General features: G+C 50.7%; 15 protein-coding genes and 3 tRNA genes. 14 read left to right on the top strand and 4 right to left on the bottom strand.

All coding sequences use genetic code 11. The features are described from left to right. The first annotated feature begins 27 nt into the window (after positions 1-27). The 4 genes from RSDT_RS03890 to RSDT_RS03875 all read left to right on the top strand — a co-directional run bounded on the left by RSDT_RS03890 (position 28) and on the right by RSDT_RS03875 (position 2,321). Positions 28-1,047 (top strand): tRNA dihydrouridine synthase, encoded by a 1,020-nt coding sequence (locus RSDT_RS03890; RefSeq protein WP_096399637.1) that lies wholly within the window; start codon positions 28-30, stop codon positions 1,045-1,047. After that, positions 1,028-1,867 (top strand): 4-hydroxy-3-methylbut-2-enyl diphosphate reductase, encoded by an 840-nt coding sequence (gene ispH, locus RSDT_RS03885; protein WP_096399636.1) that lies wholly within the window; start codon positions 1,028-1,030, stop codon positions 1,865-1,867. The genes RSDT_RS03890 and ispH overlap by 20 nt, the downstream gene beginning before the upstream one ends. Positions 1,868-2,164: 297 nt before the next feature. Further along, positions 2,165-2,239, top strand: a tRNA-Gln gene (locus RSDT_RS03880). Positions 2,240-2,244: 5 nt separating this feature from the next. Continuing rightward, positions 2,245-2,321, top strand: a tRNA-Glu gene (locus RSDT_RS03875). A 224-nt stretch (positions 2,322-2,545) separates the two neighbouring features. Here RSDT_RS03875 and RSDT_RS03870 read toward each other — a convergent pair. Next, positions 2,546-3,061: a septal ring lytic transglycosylase RlpA family protein gene (locus RSDT_RS03870; protein ID WP_231941765.1), complete on the bottom strand. Its 516-nt coding sequence runs from the start codon at positions 3,059-3,061 to the stop codon at positions 2,546-2,548. 407 nt (positions 3,062-3,468) lie between these two features. On the opposite strand from RSDT_RS03870, the gene RSDT_RS03865 reads away from it, so the two are divergent. The 6 genes from RSDT_RS03865 to RSDT_RS07870 all read left to right on the top strand — a co-directional run bounded on the left by RSDT_RS03865 (position 3,469) and on the right by RSDT_RS07870 (position 6,445). Continuing rightward, positions 3,469-3,545, top strand: a tRNA-Glu gene (locus tag RSDT_RS03865). Positions 3,546-3,785: 240 nt separating this feature from the next. Further along, complete coding sequence (locus RSDT_RS03860) at positions 3,786-4,262, top strand: tyrosine-type recombinase/integrase (RefSeq protein WP_096399634.1); 477 nt, start codon at positions 3,786-3,788, stop codon at positions 4,260-4,262. 84 nt (positions 4,263-4,346) lie between these two features. Next, complete coding sequence (locus RSDT_RS03855) at positions 4,347-4,556, top strand: helix-turn-helix transcriptional regulator (RefSeq protein ID WP_096399633.1); 210 nt, start codon at positions 4,347-4,349, stop codon at positions 4,554-4,556. Positions 4,557-4,934: 378 nt separating this feature from the next. Next, positions 4,935-5,531 (top strand): very short patch repair endonuclease, encoded by a 597-nt coding sequence (locus tag RSDT_RS03850; RefSeq protein WP_231941763.1) that lies wholly within the window; start codon positions 4,935-4,937, stop codon positions 5,529-5,531. A gap of 249 nt (positions 5,532-5,780) precedes the next feature. Next, complete coding sequence (locus RSDT_RS07170; protein ID WP_197702087.1) at positions 5,781-6,104, top strand: hypothetical protein; 324 nt, start codon at positions 5,781-5,783, stop codon at positions 6,102-6,104. After that, positions 6,101-6,445: an HNH endonuclease gene (locus tag RSDT_RS07870; protein ID WP_197702086.1), complete on the top strand. Its 345-nt coding sequence runs from the start codon at positions 6,101-6,103 to the stop codon at positions 6,443-6,445. The genes RSDT_RS07170 and RSDT_RS07870 overlap by 4 nt, the downstream gene beginning before the upstream one ends. Here RSDT_RS07870 and RSDT_RS03840 read toward each other — a convergent pair. The 3 genes from RSDT_RS03840 to RSDT_RS03825 all read right to left on the bottom strand — a co-directional run bounded on the left by RSDT_RS03840 (position 6,377) and on the right by RSDT_RS03825 (position 9,032). Further along, positions 6,377-6,646, bottom strand: a complete 270-nt coding sequence (locus tag RSDT_RS03840; RefSeq protein WP_096399632.1) for a DNA cytosine methyltransferase — start codon at positions 6,644-6,646, stop codon at positions 6,377-6,379. The two genes, RSDT_RS07870 and RSDT_RS03840, sit on opposite strands and share 69 nt — an antisense overlap. 1,038 nt (positions 6,647-7,684) lie before the next feature. Next, positions 7,685-8,782, bottom strand: coding sequence for a type II toxin-antitoxin system HipA family toxin (locus RSDT_RS03830; protein WP_096399630.1), 1,098 nt, complete (start codon positions 8,780-8,782; stop codon positions 7,685-7,687). Beyond that, positions 8,772-9,032 (bottom strand): helix-turn-helix domain-containing protein, encoded by a 261-nt coding sequence (locus tag RSDT_RS03825; protein WP_096399629.1) that lies wholly within the window; start codon positions 9,030-9,032, stop codon positions 8,772-8,774. The genes RSDT_RS03830 and RSDT_RS03825 overlap by 11 nt, the downstream gene beginning before the upstream one ends. Positions 9,033-10,448: 1,416 nt before the next feature. Here RSDT_RS03825 and RSDT_RS03820 point away from each other — a divergent pair. From RSDT_RS03820 to RSDT_RS07685, 4 genes are all read left to right on the top strand, one after another. Then, positions 10,449-10,733, top strand: a complete 285-nt coding sequence (locus RSDT_RS03820; protein WP_096399628.1) for a hypothetical protein — start codon at positions 10,449-10,451, stop codon at positions 10,731-10,733. Positions 10,734-10,768: 35 nt separating this feature from the next. Continuing rightward, the gene (gene uvrC / locus RSDT_RS03815; RefSeq protein ID WP_096399627.1) at positions 10,769-12,637 is read left to right on the top strand and encodes an excinuclease ABC subunit UvrC; all 1,869 of its coding nucleotides are present in this window, start codon (positions 10,769-10,771) and stop codon (positions 12,635-12,637) included. Positions 12,638-13,144: 507 nt separating this feature from the next. Continuing rightward, the gene (locus RSDT_RS03810) at positions 13,145-14,188 is read left to right on the top strand and encodes a molybdopterin-binding protein (protein ID WP_096399626.1); all 1,044 of its coding nucleotides are present in this window, start codon (positions 13,145-13,147) and stop codon (positions 14,186-14,188) included. Between the two features lie 437 nt (positions 14,189-14,625). Next, positions 14,626-14,754, top strand: coding sequence for a hypothetical protein (locus RSDT_RS07685; RefSeq protein ID WP_269457524.1), 129 nt, complete (start codon positions 14,626-14,628; stop codon positions 14,752-14,754). Positions 14,755-14,775: the final 21 nt, after the last annotated feature.

Below are 14,775 nucleotides of genomic sequence, written 5' to 3'. Positions count from 1 at the left end.
TTGACCCTCTCAAAATGGGACAATAAAATGTCCCCTTCCCCTGACGCAAGCCTGCCGACAGGACGAGACAAGCCCTGGCTGGCGCCGCTGGCCGGCTTCAGCGACCTGCCCTTTCGTTTGCTTTGTCGGGAATACGGCGCGGCAGTGTGCGCGACGGAGATGGTCAGCGCCAAGGGGCTTGTCTACGGAAACCCCGGTACGCATGACCTGCTGGCCACACTGCCGGAAGACCGGCCTCTGGTTGTGCAGCTTTTCGGCGCGGAAGCGGATTTTTTACTTCGGGCAGTCACTCTGTTGTGTGAATCCGGCTACAACTGGTTTGACCTGAATATGGGATGTTCTGTGCCCAAAGTGCTGCGTCAGGGTGCCGGGGCTGCTATGCTTGGCAATCCGGACAATGCCCTCCGTGCTGCAAAAGCCATGCTGACAGCCGCAGGGAAAAGCAAGGTCGGTTTCAAGTTGCGGCTTGGCCTCGGCACCGACCAGCCGCCCTTGAGCGGACTTGTTGATTTTGTTCTGCGCCTCGAAGACATGGGTGCCGGATGGATTACTCTGCATCCGCGAACGGCGAAACAGGGCTTTGGCGGCACGATGAACCATACCGTTCTGGCAAAACTTGCACAACGTCTCTCTCTGCCGCTGCTGGCAAGCGGCGACCTGTTTTCCGCTGAAGACGGCATACGCTGCCTTGAACACAGCGGCGTTGCCGGTGTTATGTACGCGCGGGGGGCAATGCACAACCCCGCTGTTTTTGCAGATCACCTCGCGCTTTTTCGGGGTTGCCCCCCCCGCAACCCGGACGCCGGGCGCTTGCGCGCCTTGATTGTGCGCCATATAACCCTTGCGCGCCGACTCAGTCCCGGCAAGGCAGCTCTGCTGAAAATGCGAACAGTGATTCCCCGCTATGTTCGCGCTCTGCCCGGCGCGCGCACGTTGTGCGACAGGCTTTGTCGCTGCAGCGACTGGCGGGAGCTTGACAGGGCGTTGAACTTCTTTTGGCCTGCTGTTGAACAACAGGAAAATGCACATGAACGTCATACGAGCTAAAACCGCTGGTTTCTGCATGGGCGTTTCCCTCGCCCTGCAAACACTGGACAGCACCCTGCACGAAAAAAACAGGATATGCACTCTCGGGCCTATTATACACAACCCTCAAGTGCTCGCGGCATATGAAGCACAGGGCGTTGTTTGCGTCCGGGATGCCTCACAACTGCGGTTCGGCGACCGAGTAATCATTCGGGCCCACGGCCTTCCCCTGCAGGACGAAGCCGCCGCGCGTGCGCGCGGCGCGATTGTGGTGGACGCCACCTGCCCCAGAGTAAAAAAAGCGCAATTGTCCATTGCGCGAGCTACACGGCATGGCGCGAGCCTGTTGCTGTTCGGCGAAGCGGAACACCCGGAGGTGCGTGGCCTTATTTCTTATACCCATGCCACGGCGCATGTTTTCAGCAACCGGGAAGAACTTGAGCCCCTTTGCTTTGGAACACGCCCCCACTGTGTGCTCGCTTCACAAACCACACAGGATTGCAATACGTTTATACAACTGGAACGGATATTACGCGCGCGTTTTCCTGATCTTGTGGTGCTCTCCACCATCTGTGACGCAACCAGCAGCCGTCAGGAAGAAGCGCGTGCCATAGCAGCAAACGTGGATGTTATGGTGGTTGTGGGCGGCAGACAGAGCGGCAACACGCGCCGTCTTGTCGACGTGGCTGCGCTGAGCGGTATTGAAACCTTTCTTGTAGAAAGCGCTGACGAGCTTGACGCAAAAAAATTTTTACAGAAAACGCGCGTAGGCCTAACTGCCGGCGCATCTACTCCAAAAAGTCTTATTGACGCAACAGAACTCTGGCTGACATCATTGTAGCTCTATTTTTTGCTGCAACCGCTTTTTTGAGAGGGGATATGGCACAAACCGAACAGGGAACATTTCACCTTCGTGATGATTTTTAATATTTTATTAAATAAAAATAATTGATTACAGGCATCAAGCAAATTATTGAAAAAGTGAATCTCTCGAAACAGGCGTAATCTTGACAGCAGGAGCACAGACAGGTTAAAAAATCTTGAGAAGGCTATGCAAGTGTCACCACAACAACGTCAGTCAACCTGTGCGGACGTCGCAAAAAGGCAGCATAACTACTATTTTTTACAAATTGTGCTTTGGGCTGTCGTTCAATTGGCAGGACGGCGGATTCTGGCTCCGCTAATCAAGGTTCGAGTCCTTGCAGCCCAGCCACTCGCGTCCCCATCGTCTAGTCGGCCCAGGACAACGGCCTTTCACGCCGTCAACAGCGGTTCAAATCCGCTTGGGGACACCAGAAAATTTAAGTGGTTACGAGCAAAAATCGTAACCACTTTCTGAGAAAATCCATTCTGTCCGACAAGGGTCAATGCGGTGCCTGTTTGCGTGGATATGAAAGGGGCGTCCTGCTTTGGAGGAACCTCTGCAGCTTTACCGATGCAACCAAAAGCAGGAGCACAATACAGGACAATACATACACAACAACGACATGCGAAACGGCATTCATAATGAGTCAGATTTTTATTTGTTCTCGCCTATGACAACTTCAGCCTCGGGGTGTGCCTGACGCAAAGCCTCGTGCAAGACAGCAGCGTCAGCAAATGCCCTAAAGGGTCCGGCCATTTCAGAATCTCTGGCGTTGCTGTAGCGCACATAAAAGGCCTCATCAGCGTTCAGCGGCGTACCATGCTCATCACTGATAACGTTCAGATTCACCCTGCCAACGCCGCGATTGCTCAAATCAAGCTGAAGCGCCGCCGCGTAGGAGAGATCAATAATACGACCGCGCCAGTAGGGGCCGCGATCCGTGATACACACAATGACACTTTTGCCGTTGTCCTGATCAGTCACTTTCACAACCGTGCCTATGGGCAGGGTGCGGTGGGCCGCGGTAAAAGTAAACATGTCATAGTCCAGTCCGCTGGCTGTCGGACCACCGTGCGCCTTGCCGCCGTACCAAGTGGCCATGCCCGCCAGCAATTCGCCATTTTCTTTGGCGCGCCTAAACCAAACCTCGCGGCTGTCAGTCCTGCTCATGGAATCTTTGGCAACACTCTTGCTTTTACTATTTGCTGCGGTGGACTTGCCCTTGACGTTATGTTTTGTGGAATCGCTTTTTGCGACATTTGTTGATTTATGTTTTTTAACCGTGTAACTTTTTGTGCTTATATCTTTGCGAAGGGCCGCATCGGATATTACGGGTAATGCGAGCGCAAAACAGATAAGAACAAACAATATGAATAAGTTGCGAATGTAAATCATAGTACCTACCTTGATAGACTTTCTTTCATGCTTATGTTTTTTGTAACTGCTTATAATCTGCTTGTCAAATTTTATAACCGGTTAACATATCGATCAAACTTCCAATATTAAAAGTCTTAGAGAGATCATGATTGAACGGAGCTAAACAAAGGTCTGTCCATCCTTGCAGCCCAGCCACTCTCGTCCCCATCGTCTAGTCGGCCCAGGACAACGGCCTTTCACGCCGTCAGCAGCGGTTCAAATCCCTTGGGGGACGCCAAATTTAGGTATAACGAAGAACGCCAAAGTCTGAAAAGCCTTTGGTGTTCTTGCTTTTCTGGCTTAGTTATGTTCCCCAAAGTCCAGCTTTGACCCCTTGCATCCGGCAGTTTTGTAGGTATATTTATAGGTATCGAACGCCGGAAAAACTTTGATACCTACTCTATCAAGCTCTATAAATAACAGGAAAAGATTGCAATGTAGGTATCGCCGGCGCATGACCTTCAAGGGAGGAGCAACCATGCTGAACGATACCCTCATTAAAAGTCTGAAAGCCGCTGAAACGCCCGAAAAGTATTTTGACGGCGGCGGGCTTTTCCTTTTCGTGCCTGTCACCGGCAGCAAACTGTGGCGAATGGCATACAGGTATAACAAAAAAAGCAAGCTGCTCAGTTTTGGGGAATACCCCACAGTATCCCTGAAATCAGCGCGGGAACGGCGCGACGAGGCCAAGAAACTGCTTGCCGATGACATTGACCCAAGATTGCACAAAAAGAATCTCCGCGCCGCCAGACTTGCGGATGAAGCCAATTCTTTCCAGAATATAGCTATGGAATGGTATGAAAATCAGACCCTCAACCACACGGAGAAACACAGAGGGCATATCATATTCCGATTCAACACCATCAAACAATTTTTCAAAAACTTTTCCCCAAAAAAATCAACCATTCAAGTATATTCCGGTCAAACCGGTCCAAATGACAGCGTAACTATTTGATATGCCGGTCATAAAGACATTCTCAGGGCTGTAGAAACTGATATCCTTCCGATAGTCCATACTTTTATCGGAAGGAGATTTTTTATGTCCACAGTCATACCCGCGACCGGTTTTCTCCGCTTGCGGCAAATCCTGGACATTCTCCCCATCAGCAAAAGCTCATGGTGGGAAGGATGCAAAACAGGTCGCTACCCTGAACCGGTCAAACTCGGCCTGCGCACCACCGCTTGGAGAGCGGAGGACATCGCGGCTTTGGTACAAACTCTTGGCAACCGTAACAACAAGGAGAAATGATATGAATATTATTGCTCAGCCCAACATTTTTTAACCAGCCAAGCAAATAGGCGCACTTGAAAACAGCAAGGCAGGAATTACGGCATATATTCCGTAATGTTCTGCCCTTTTTTATGAACCCATCAGGACGGGCAGCCTAATTCAGGAATAAATTTTTTGTATCTGCCTGCAACACGCATTAGCATGTATTGATATACAGCAAGCATATTTTATCATCTTATAGTATCGCGATAATAGAGCGATACAAAATAATAAAATTTACTCGCATATTTTGTGCATCCGCTAACGCATCTTAACATTCTCCATGCTTGTGCGTTTCTATGAATATTTCCCAATGCTGCTATATATGTTGGATTGAGAGGACAGGACAGAGGAAACATGCCCACTTTTATGGCCGTTTCCTATCCTGCCCTACGGGGTAGCTTCTTCGCCAAGGCTCAACGCGCAAGAAAAAAACTCAAGACCCAAGGAAAGCCCTCAACGGTTTGTGCTTTATTTTTCTCGGCGCAGAAAGCTGTTGGCAATCGACCAGAGGTGGATTATTTTTATCATATGGACAAAATAAGCAGGGAAACACGCAGCCGCAATATGGCCAACATCAAAGGCAAAAACACCAAGCCTGAAAAACTGGTGCGCAGTGTATTGCATGGGATGGGATTTCGATTTCGACTGCATGTGAAAAAGCTCCCTGGTAGCCCGGACATCGTGTTGCCGCGCTATAAAAGCCTTATCTTTGTACATGGTTGTTTTTGGCATGGGCATGAAGGGTGCAAGCGGGCGACAATCCCAACAACCAGAGCGGATTTCTGGCGTACAAAAATAAGCAGCAACAAAGAGCGTGACGCTCAAAACCTTGCCGATTTGGCGAAGTTAGGCTATCGTTGTCTGATAATTTGGCAGTGTGAAATGAAGGATACAGCAATATTGAAACAACGACTGTCGACATTTTTGCACGATACTGCGAGCCTATCATAATGGCAAAGCATCCGAGGCCGGGAAATCCGGAGAAATACCGCTTACAGCTTATTGAGCTTCTTGAAAATTTTGAAGAACATTTGAAAAGTAGTGAATTACGGGAACAAGTACTGCAACTTGTTCCTGCTATCGATTTATTGCAAAATATTGGCAGCTCATTAATCCAAGGATCAGACGGTAACAGTGCGCAGAGCCGTATTCTCGCTTATTTGAGAAAATATCCCGGACTTAATCATTACTGGCGAAGAATTGATGGTCGTAGCCGGGATTTCAGAATATGCAAGACGTATCAGAGAATTGAGAGTTCAATGTGGTGTTACAGTTAAAAATATGGATCAAGAGGATATTTCCGCTCTGTTCGGCGAGGATCATCCACGCATCAAACTGGATCAATACATTTTGCTGTCCGATAAAGAAGATCGGGATGCCGCTTTCCGTTGGAATCTCGCCAACGGGATACGAAAAGAGCGTATGGGCATGCGTGATAAAATTCTAAAATTCCTTCGCCAAAACGTCGGCCAGGAAATCACCGGAGAAGAATTGCGATATGTGGCCGGTAATCAGACTGAATGACGGAAATGGGCTGGCCCATCGTAACGCATACCAACGGCCGACCGGATCTGCCTGTAGGCATTTATGTCTTGGAAGAAGATAGACAAGCGCCACAAGCGTCGGAACATGACAGGCAAATTCCTGATGCTGTGCGCCGTGCTGTATTGGTGCGGGATCATTATATCTGTAAAGATTGCGGATGGACGCACGATCAATGGAACTCGTCAGATTCGCGCCATTTGGAAGCCCACTACTTGGAAGCCCACCACATAACAGCTCACGCCGATGGCGGTTCAAACACCGAGAGCAACTTGGTCACGCTTTGCAATATCTGCCATGATGTTCGGCACAGAAAGACGTAATCCGCTCCATGAATCAAGCAATTTGCGTACATGCCGCGCCACGGCTCTGGCCAACGGCGGAGGTACGGCATTACCTATCTGCTTGGCTATTTCAATTTTAGTTCCGGTAAATTGGAAATCATCAGGGAAGCCCATCAATCTGGCAGCTTCTCTGTGTGTTATGGGCCGGTATTGAAAAGCAATCCTAGAAACGCAAAGCATAGAGTATGCTAATATGTGCTGTCGGATGCACAAAATATGCTGATGTATGCTATGCTGTTGTAGCGTTATATTATCGCGAGACTATAGAGTTCTTGCGTGTGTTGACGGCATATCAACAGGATGCTGACGGTGGGTTGCAGGCAAATTTAGGAAATTTGCGCTGGCTTGGGGGCATGGCAATGGAAAGGGCTCTGGCGCAAGCGGTAGCCTTGACAATGATGTGAATTGATATAGCTATTTCCCATAGATATTTGCAAAGTTGGGCAGGCAGCAGGGGTTTCCTGCCTTAGATAACACCGTCTATGGCTCCTGCATGGGGCCATAGTTATCCTCTATGAACGGGATGCCTCGCCTAACTAGTATGAAATACATGCCTTGGTGGGGCGGGCACGGATAAATCATAATCTTGAGCAAGTAATCCTGCTGCAAGTTTTTTACTTGATGGCTACTTGGCTGGCACAAGGCAAATCCATTATGCTTCAAGCAGGTTAATGAAAAAGGTCCATAACTATGGCAACCAGATAGGCTTTTTGTCTATGTATGTCTGTAGGGGCTGTAATCTGCGGGCAAACTAAGTTCCGCGTTGGCTCGTCTTCGGCACCCATCCGAGCTAAGCCCAGCCAGCATGTATTTTAAGCATGTTGTTTCCAGTGCCGGGCCTCATTTCCCCTGCTTTCCCGATTTTTTGGGGAAGGTGACCGGGGAGGTGTGAACGCCGTGTATGCCTTGAGACACCCGCCTCATCATGTCCATTTGGGGATGGCGATACCATGCCTTTGCCCTTTCCGCCGCCAGAGAAAGAGTACGCGGCAGGTCCGCCCTAGTCCTTACGGGTGGGCTGGACTTAGACAGGGCTGTGAGGCATTATGCCCGCAACGATTGCTCGACATTGGTCAATTTTGTCGGGTGAAAGCTGAAAACAAGGGTTTTTAAGCCGTGAACCTTTTTTCTTGATGAAGGAAACAAACAGAAAAGTCTGGAATTTTTATAGAGATTAAACATTTTGATTATGAGATGGCTTGTAGTAGTAAAATTCTTCTACAAATTTGTTAATTTCGCCTTCTTAACCGCAGTTTTAACTTCTTTCATTATTTCCTTTGCTTTGCACTGGTCAAGGCCGGATTTGGTAGCAACGGATAGGATATTTCCCTCTGTCGGATTGCGGCCTTCACCGTCTATTGTTGTGGCATGTTCACCGCCCATCCCTTCGGCATAAACCAAGTCATAGGCTGGCGATACCTGCCAACGCCCATCATCATACAGGAACGAAAAGTTTTTGGCGTGGTCATCGCGATTATGCGCAAACACATTAAAACACATCAGGCGGAACATTTTCTCGGCCTCGCGATAATCGCGCGTCAATTTTAATGTTGCGTGCATGAGATTGTTATAGTCCAGCGTTGGCAAGCGATGACTGGTGTCCAACAAACCGCTGGCAGACATCATAAAGACTTTTCCGCCATTTTTACGTCGGTCAAACCGTTTCACGCCGAAATACTTGCCCTCAAACAACTGCGTTTCTGGTATGATAAGCACCGCCGCTTTTGCCGCCTGCATATAGTCAAACTCCTGCTTACCAATATTCTTTGGGTCGGCACTGGCACGGAATTTTATCAACCAATCTTCGTCTTGTATTTTGATGAGAACTTTCGGGCGCGCACCACCAGAACTGCCGCCGATACGCACCAGCTCTTCCAACTTGCCATCATATTTTTCATTTAATATCGCCTCGGCTTCTCGTGCCAAAGTATCCAAATCGTCTATTGCCATGTTGCTGGTTAGTTGCTCTTCCGGCTTGTATTCCAGTGCGCCCATACCGTTTGTGCCGACTATCGCCAGTCTGTCAAGTGTAGAGGTAGCAAACGGGTCAATATGCTTCTTAATAAGCATTCTATCAATCAACAATCGCCCCCAGCCGTCCGGCAGACTATCATTAAATACCCCAAAATTACCATCAAATGGGTCTCGCGATGCTATAAACACCCGTTTTTCCAGTGGAAGTTTAAATGGTGATATTGAAAATCCATCAGCCAACCAACCCGCCTCATATTCAAACGCAAGCAACTTATCTGGCGTTTCTGCCAGCCGTCCGACTTTCCGTCCATTATATAAAATATTCAATACCTTATTTTGCATTTATCACCTCATCTAAACTCTGATAATTTTTACGTTCAAAGAGTTTTTCAAAATCTGCCTCATAACCAAGCACGACTGCAATTCGCAAAAGCGAGGAAAGCGCAATCTCCCCTGTTCCCTCAAATCGTTTGATAGACCCTAATGATACGCCAGAGCGTTCAGCCAACACCGACTGCGAGATCTTACCCTCTCGTCGCCGTGCCCGCATCCGCTTCATTAAATTTTGTTTTATATCTAATATATTAGCCATAATGTGACTTTAAAAATCTATTATATATAATATAATAGATTTTTATTAAAAAGTCCAGCGTTTTTTATCTATTATGATAAATGGCCTACTAAAATTACGCTATTTGCAACATTTATAAAATAAAGGATGATTTATGTTTTATCCACTATCTCTTTAATTTAATTGCTTTATCTCGCGAATTAATGTCAAGCCGATAGAGATTTCTGAACGCTGAAACAAATTTATGTGAATTTATTTTATTTAAAAAAATGCAAAGGACTTGCGGCGGATGTTTTGGTGGGCGCTGGAACAGGCGGGACTACCGCCATTCATTCGCCTCGCTGGCGACTGGAATCGGGGAAGCCAATGGGACGTGGATCATTAGTGACTGACCTGCCTTGCCCTCTTCGGACCCTTTGGTGTGGTGGGAAGCAAAGGTGCGAGTAACCCCCACTGTTCATTGGTAATATCCATTCCTTCTTTTTAATGAAGGAATCAAACAGAAAAGTCTAGAGTTTTTATAGAGATTAAACCTTTTGATTATTGAGATAGCTTCTAGTAGACTTCATACCTTACGGCGCAATCTTTCGGTCGTCCTTGCCCGTTCTCTATGGAGCGGGGCAAGCCAAGAAACTCAAAAAAACGTACGGTTACAACCAAGATTGCCCGCAAGCCTATATAGTCGCCGTGTTCATTGAGCCTGCGCGGTTGCTTTACTTTCATCAGCCCGGCTTCTTGAGATCGGCAATGGCGCGTTTGCAACGCGCTGACTTATGCCTACCGCCGCAACAAGAGTTTTCATTGTCCACATCCACAAAATCATTGTCCAGGGTGGAGTGCCAAAGTGCAGAAAAGCCAAGTCCAGAAAAGACAAACCGTTTCAATGACAACCTGATAGGCTTCTCGACCTTCGGAACGTGTCTGTCGATTGCCACTATTCAAAGTATGACATTTTTAAGGGTGGGCGACACCATGCCTTTGCCCTTTCTGCCGGCCGAGAGAGAATACGCGACATGTCCGCCCTAATCCTTACGGGTGGGCTGGACTTAGACAAGGCTGCGAGGCATTATGCCCGCAACGATTGCTCGACATTGGTCAATTTTGTCGTGTGAAGGCTGAAAACAACGGTTTTTAAGCCGTGAACTTTTTTTCTTGATGAAGGAAACAAACAGGAAAGTCTGGAATTTTTATAGAGATCAAACATTTTGATTATGAGATGACTTGTAGTAATTAATTGTTTTTACATGATAAAAATATCAAAAACATCATAAAGGTAAAACTTTTTGCTTTTACCCTGTCTTGCATGATAAAAAAAATTCTTATAGTAATATTTCCACCAAAGGAGAGGCGGACAGGTCCGATCAGCCCTATGTCGCTCAACGAGTACGGATCGTGTGCTGGCCATTCACCGCTGTGTAAGCGCCTTGCGAGGACACCTTGTTTGAAACGATAGACGACATTACGGTGCGGTATGAAGAAAACGGCCAGATTCTTGTTAACGAGCTTGACAAGGCTGTTTTGAGCAAAGGCGCATGGACGACCATTCTCTTTCGTTATCAGGAATGGTGTCCGGACAGCGGCAGTTTCGGGCCGGACAAATATGTCATACAGCGCTATAAAAGATCGGGCAGCGAATACCGCAGACAGTCAAAATTCGCTATTTCAAGCGCTGATCAGGCGCGCAAGATCGTGGACGCGTTGCTCATCTGGCTTGAAAAATAACATTTCCTGCAAGGGCGTCCGCCTTGGGCGTTCCCATGAACAGGCCCGACCCGCACAGTCTTCCCCTTTCCCCCGGCGTCTATCTGTATAAAGACGTTCGCGGCCGCGTTATTTATGTGGGCAAGGCCCGTGTGCTGCGTCGGCGCGTGCTTTCCTATTTTCGCGCCGACGGCCTGTCAGCCAAAACGCGCGCGCTCCTGAGCCACGCGCACAGCCTTGACTGGCTCACCACCACCACAGAAAAGGAAGCCCTGCTCCTCGAAGCAGGCCTCATCAAAAAACACCGTCCGCGTTACAATATTGTGCTGCGCGACGACAAACAGTATGTCATGTTCCGGATTGACGTAAAACAGCCCTTTCCGCGTCTGGAAATTGTGCGGCGCGTCCGGCGCGACGGCACCCGCTGCTTCGGCCCTTTTACGTCGGCGCTTTCAGCCCGTGAAACCTGGAAGCTGCTGCACAGGGCATTTCCCCTGCGCCGCTGCTCTGACCGCAGCATGAAAAACCGCGTGCGGCCCTGCCTGTACCACCATATCGGCCAGTGCCCCGCGCCCTGTATGGGTCTTGTGACGCCCGAGGCCTATCATGACGCCGTACACAAAGTCTGTGAATTGCTGCAGGGTCGCTCAGAGCCCTTGCTGTGCACGCTGCGGGAAGAAATGGCGCAGGCGGCCGACGCCCTAGAATTTGAAAAAGCCGCCGTCCTGCGCGACCAGATTCAGGCTGTGGCGCGTACTGTGGAACGTCAGGCCGCCGTGCTGCCCGGCGGCGGAGACATGGACGCGGTCGGCCTATTCCCGGCGGATGCGGGGCTGGCTGTCGGCATTGTTTTTGTGCGCGGCGGCGCCGTGACGGACGGCAGGAGCTTTTACTGGGCCGGTCTCACTTTTGAAGACGCCCCGGAACTGCTCTGGTCTTTTGTAGGCCAATATTATAGCACGCTCATGCCGCCGCCGCGCGTGCTCCTGCCTTGGCTGCCGCCGGACAGGGAAAACGACTGCTTTGGTACTGAAGGCGTTTCCACACCGGCTGAGGAGAAATTTTTCGAACGCGGGCTTATGGAGCAGAGCCTGAGCGAAAAGCGTGGAAGCCCGGTGCGCATTGTTCCCCCGCAAAACACCAGAGACAATCAGCTTGTGGATATTGCCGCCTCAAACGCGCGGGAAGAAGCCCGTCGCCATCAAAAACAGCCTGTGACAGAACGTCTTGCGAGGGCACTACGTCTACCCGAAACGCCGCGGCGTATTGAATGCGCGGACGTCTCCCACACTGCCGGCCGTGAAACCAGAGTTGGTCTGGTTGTCTTTGAATACGGCAGTCCGGCAAGGTCGCAATACCGAAGCTACGCCATGCCCGATAGTGCCGACGATTGCGCCACCCTGCACGCGTGGGCGGCGCGCCGTCTCGCCAGCGGCCCCCCTTGGCCTGACCTGCTTCTGATTGACGGCGGGCGCGGGCAGCTGGCCGCTGTGCAACGCGCTTTGGCAGAGGCTGGACTGGATGCCCTTTTCCCCCTCGCGGCCATTGTCAAAGCTCGCGACGAGCACGGTCGGGCTGACCGCCGGGCCGGAAATGTGCGCGACAGAATTTTTATTCCAGGCCGCGCAAATCCCCTGTCCTTGCGAGACGGCGCGCCGGAGCTACTTTTTTTGCAGCATGTCCGCGACACAGCGCACAGCTTTGCCGTTGGCCGACATCGGCGCGCGCGCAGCGCCGCCGCCCTGTCAAGCGAGCTCATGCGGCTGCCCGGCATAGGCCCGGTCACAGCGCGGCTGCTCTGGAAAAAATTTGCCAGCGTGGAGGCCATGCGTTCAGCCACACTGGACGATTTGCAAGGTCTGCCCAGCATAGGCAGGGTGAAGGCGACGGAACTTTTGCAGAAACTCCAGACATTGCACTGGTAACACTCATCTTTTGAACGCATGCTGCTTATTCTGGCGGCGCTGGCCGTTATCCAGGGCATTGGCCGACGTAGGACAGGCGAAGATGGGCAGCCGATCAGATCGTGCTCACCACCGGACAGGTGGATTTCAGTCTTAGTGGACAAAGTGAAGGCAAGATTTTGAACTTCATCGAGCTGTCACTGCCCTTGCATCCCGGAGATATTTCCTTCCGGTGTCCGGCCGCAAGGCCCGCACACCCCCGGTTCTTAAACCAGCGGAGCGATTTTACGCCCATATAAAGCGAATCTGGGTTTGATGAACTACGGTCGGACCGTCCATGGGGCATCACGGCTAAGGACAAAGATCTTTAGGATCGGTCGATTGATTGGGAGGCATAGCGCGGATTAGATCAGTTCAAAAATCCTTGACTCGGAGGGCAGGTCTATATATGCTCTGTTTTTAAGTCTTGGAAGTGTTGCGGTGTAATGTCGCCTTTGATATTATCATATTAAAATTTTTTGAGAAATCATGTCCGGACAGGCTGCTATAAAAACAATCCGTGTCGGGGACGCCGTGGGCAGCGTCATCTGCCACGACATTACCAGAATTGTGCCCGGCGAGAGCAAAGGGCCCGTGTTCCGCAAAGGGCATGTCGTGCGCGAGGAGGACATCCCCGTGCTGCTCAGCGTGGGCAAGGAACATCTGTATGTGTTTGAGCCGCAGCCGGGCTATGTGCACGAGGATGAAGCGGCGCAGCGCATAGCAGCCGCCGTGGCCGGGCAAAATATTTCCCTCGGCGCGCCGAGGGAAGGCCGTATCAATTTTTCCGCCGCATGCAGGGGCCTTTTACGGGTGGACGCGGCGGCGCTCGCCCGTGTGAACGGCGTCAGTGAAATCACTGTGGCGACGCTGCATTCTTTGCAGATGGCAGATGCGGGGCAGAACGTCGCCGGCGCGCACGTTGTGCCGCTGCTCATCGCCGAGGAAAAGCTGTGTCAGGTGGAAACTGCGGCGACAGGGCCGATTGTCGAGGTGCTGCCCTTGCGGGTGGCGCGTGTGGGCATGGTGATCACAGGCAGCGAAATTTTTCACGGCAGAATCAGGGACGGCTTCGGCCCCGTGCTGCGCGAAAAGTTCGCGGAACTCGGCAGCGAGATAACGGAGCAGACCATGGCAGGCGACGACGTGTCCACGATTTCAGCCGCCATTGATAATTTCATCCGTAGCGGTGCGGACATGGTCGTGGTGACGGGCGGCATGTCGGTGGACCCGGACGACCGTAGCCCCGCAGCCATACGTGCAGCAGGTGCGCGCATTGTCGTTTACGGCGCGCCCGTGTATCCAGGGGCCATGTTTTTGTTCGGGCTTGTGGCGACCCCCAAGGGCGATGTGCCGGTGCTCGGACTGCCCGGTTGCGTCATGTATCACAAGACCAGCATATTTGACCTTGTTGTTCCGCGTCTTCTGGCCGGGCTTGCTGTCACGGCCGGGGACGTGGCGGCGTTGGGGCACGGCGGTTTTTGCGCGCAGTGCGCACAGTGCCGCTACCCTGTCTGCCCTTTCGGTAAATAGGGTACCTGTGTCGGAAGCCGCGATTGTCGCCTGCGTCATTGGACCAGTCGCTCTCGAAGTCAGCGACAATGTTGATAGACTGTGAGAAAATCTGCCATATGTGCGCCCCCAAATTTTGGGGAAGCCTAGCATGGCATTTTTTATGCCGCAACAGTGCACACTTGGGATCAGCAGGGCATAGGCTTTGCACGGGATGGCATACTTTTGACAGGTTTTCTGGATTTTGAATTTTTGGAGTAAAATTATAGACTATGGAGCACGTTGCACTAACTGCAGTCTGTTGTTGTGCTATTGGCGGGGGAATTATAATAATACAACGAGGAAGGAAATATGGATTTTGCAGAGGAAATTAAATCTCTTGCTGACAGGGCTCAAAAAGTTAAGGGCACTCAACTACTGAGGAAGCCACAAAAACAGCTCTGATTTTGCCGTTTATCATGGCGCTGGGCTATGACGTATTTAACCCGCTTGAAGTCATGCCTGAATTTATAGCTGACGTTGCCGGCAGGAGGGGAGAGAAAGTTGACTACGCCATCATGCAGGATGGCAAGCCTTATTATAATTGAGTGCAAATGCTGCGGAGCGGC

Source organism: Candidatus Desulfovibrio trichonymphae (assembly GCF_002355955.1).
GTDB lineage: Bacteria > Desulfobacterota > Desulfovibrionia > Desulfovibrionales > Desulfovibrionaceae > Desulfovibrio > Desulfovibrio trichonymphae.
This window is presented reverse-complemented; position numbering and strand designations above follow the sequence as displayed.

Bases quoted from the DNA above. Each gene is read 5' to 3' on its own strand.
- RSDT_RS03870 (WP_231941765.1), bottom strand. From the start codon at position 3,061: ATGAGCAGGACTGACAGCCGCGAGGTTTGGTTTAGGCGCGCCAAAGAA.
- RSDT_RS07870 (WP_197702086.1), top strand. From the start codon at position 6,101: ATGACGGAAATGGGCTGGCCCATCGTAACGCATACCAACGGCCGACCG.
- RSDT_RS03855 (WP_096399633.1), top strand. From the start codon at position 4,347: ATGTCCACAGTCATACCCGCGACCGGTTTTCTCCGCTTGCGGCAAATC.
- RSDT_RS03840 (WP_096399632.1), bottom strand. From the start codon at position 6,646: ATGCTTTGCGTTTCTAGGATTGCTTTTCAATACCGGCCCATAACACAC.
- RSDT_RS03890 (WP_096399637.1), top strand. From the start codon at position 28: ATGTCCCCTTCCCCTGACGCAAGCCTGCCGACAGGACGAGACAAGCCC.
- RSDT_RS03850 (WP_231941763.1), top strand. From the start codon at position 4,935: ATGCCCACTTTTATGGCCGTTTCCTATCCTGCCCTACGGGGTAGCTTC.
- RSDT_RS03810 (WP_096399626.1), top strand. From the start codon at position 13,145: ATGTCCGGACAGGCTGCTATAAAAACAATCCGTGTCGGGGACGCCGTG.
- RSDT_RS03860 (WP_096399634.1), top strand. From the start codon at position 3,786: ATGCTGAACGATACCCTCATTAAAAGTCTGAAAGCCGCTGAAACGCCC.
- uvrC (WP_096399627.1), top strand. From the start codon at position 10,769: ATGAACAGGCCCGACCCGCACAGTCTTCCCCTTTCCCCCGGCGTCTAT.
- RSDT_RS03830 (WP_096399630.1), bottom strand. From the start codon at position 8,782: ATGCAAAATAAGGTATTGAATATTTTATATAATGGACGGAAAGTCGGA.
- ispH (WP_096399636.1), top strand. From the start codon at position 1,028: ATGAACGTCATACGAGCTAAAACCGCTGGTTTCTGCATGGGCGTTTCC.
- RSDT_RS07685 (WP_269457524.1), top strand. From the start codon at position 14,626: ATGGCGCTGGGCTATGACGTATTTAACCCGCTTGAAGTCATGCCTGAA.
- RSDT_RS03825 (WP_096399629.1), bottom strand. From the start codon at position 9,032: ATGGCTAATATATTAGATATAAAACAAAATTTAATGAAGCGGATGCGG.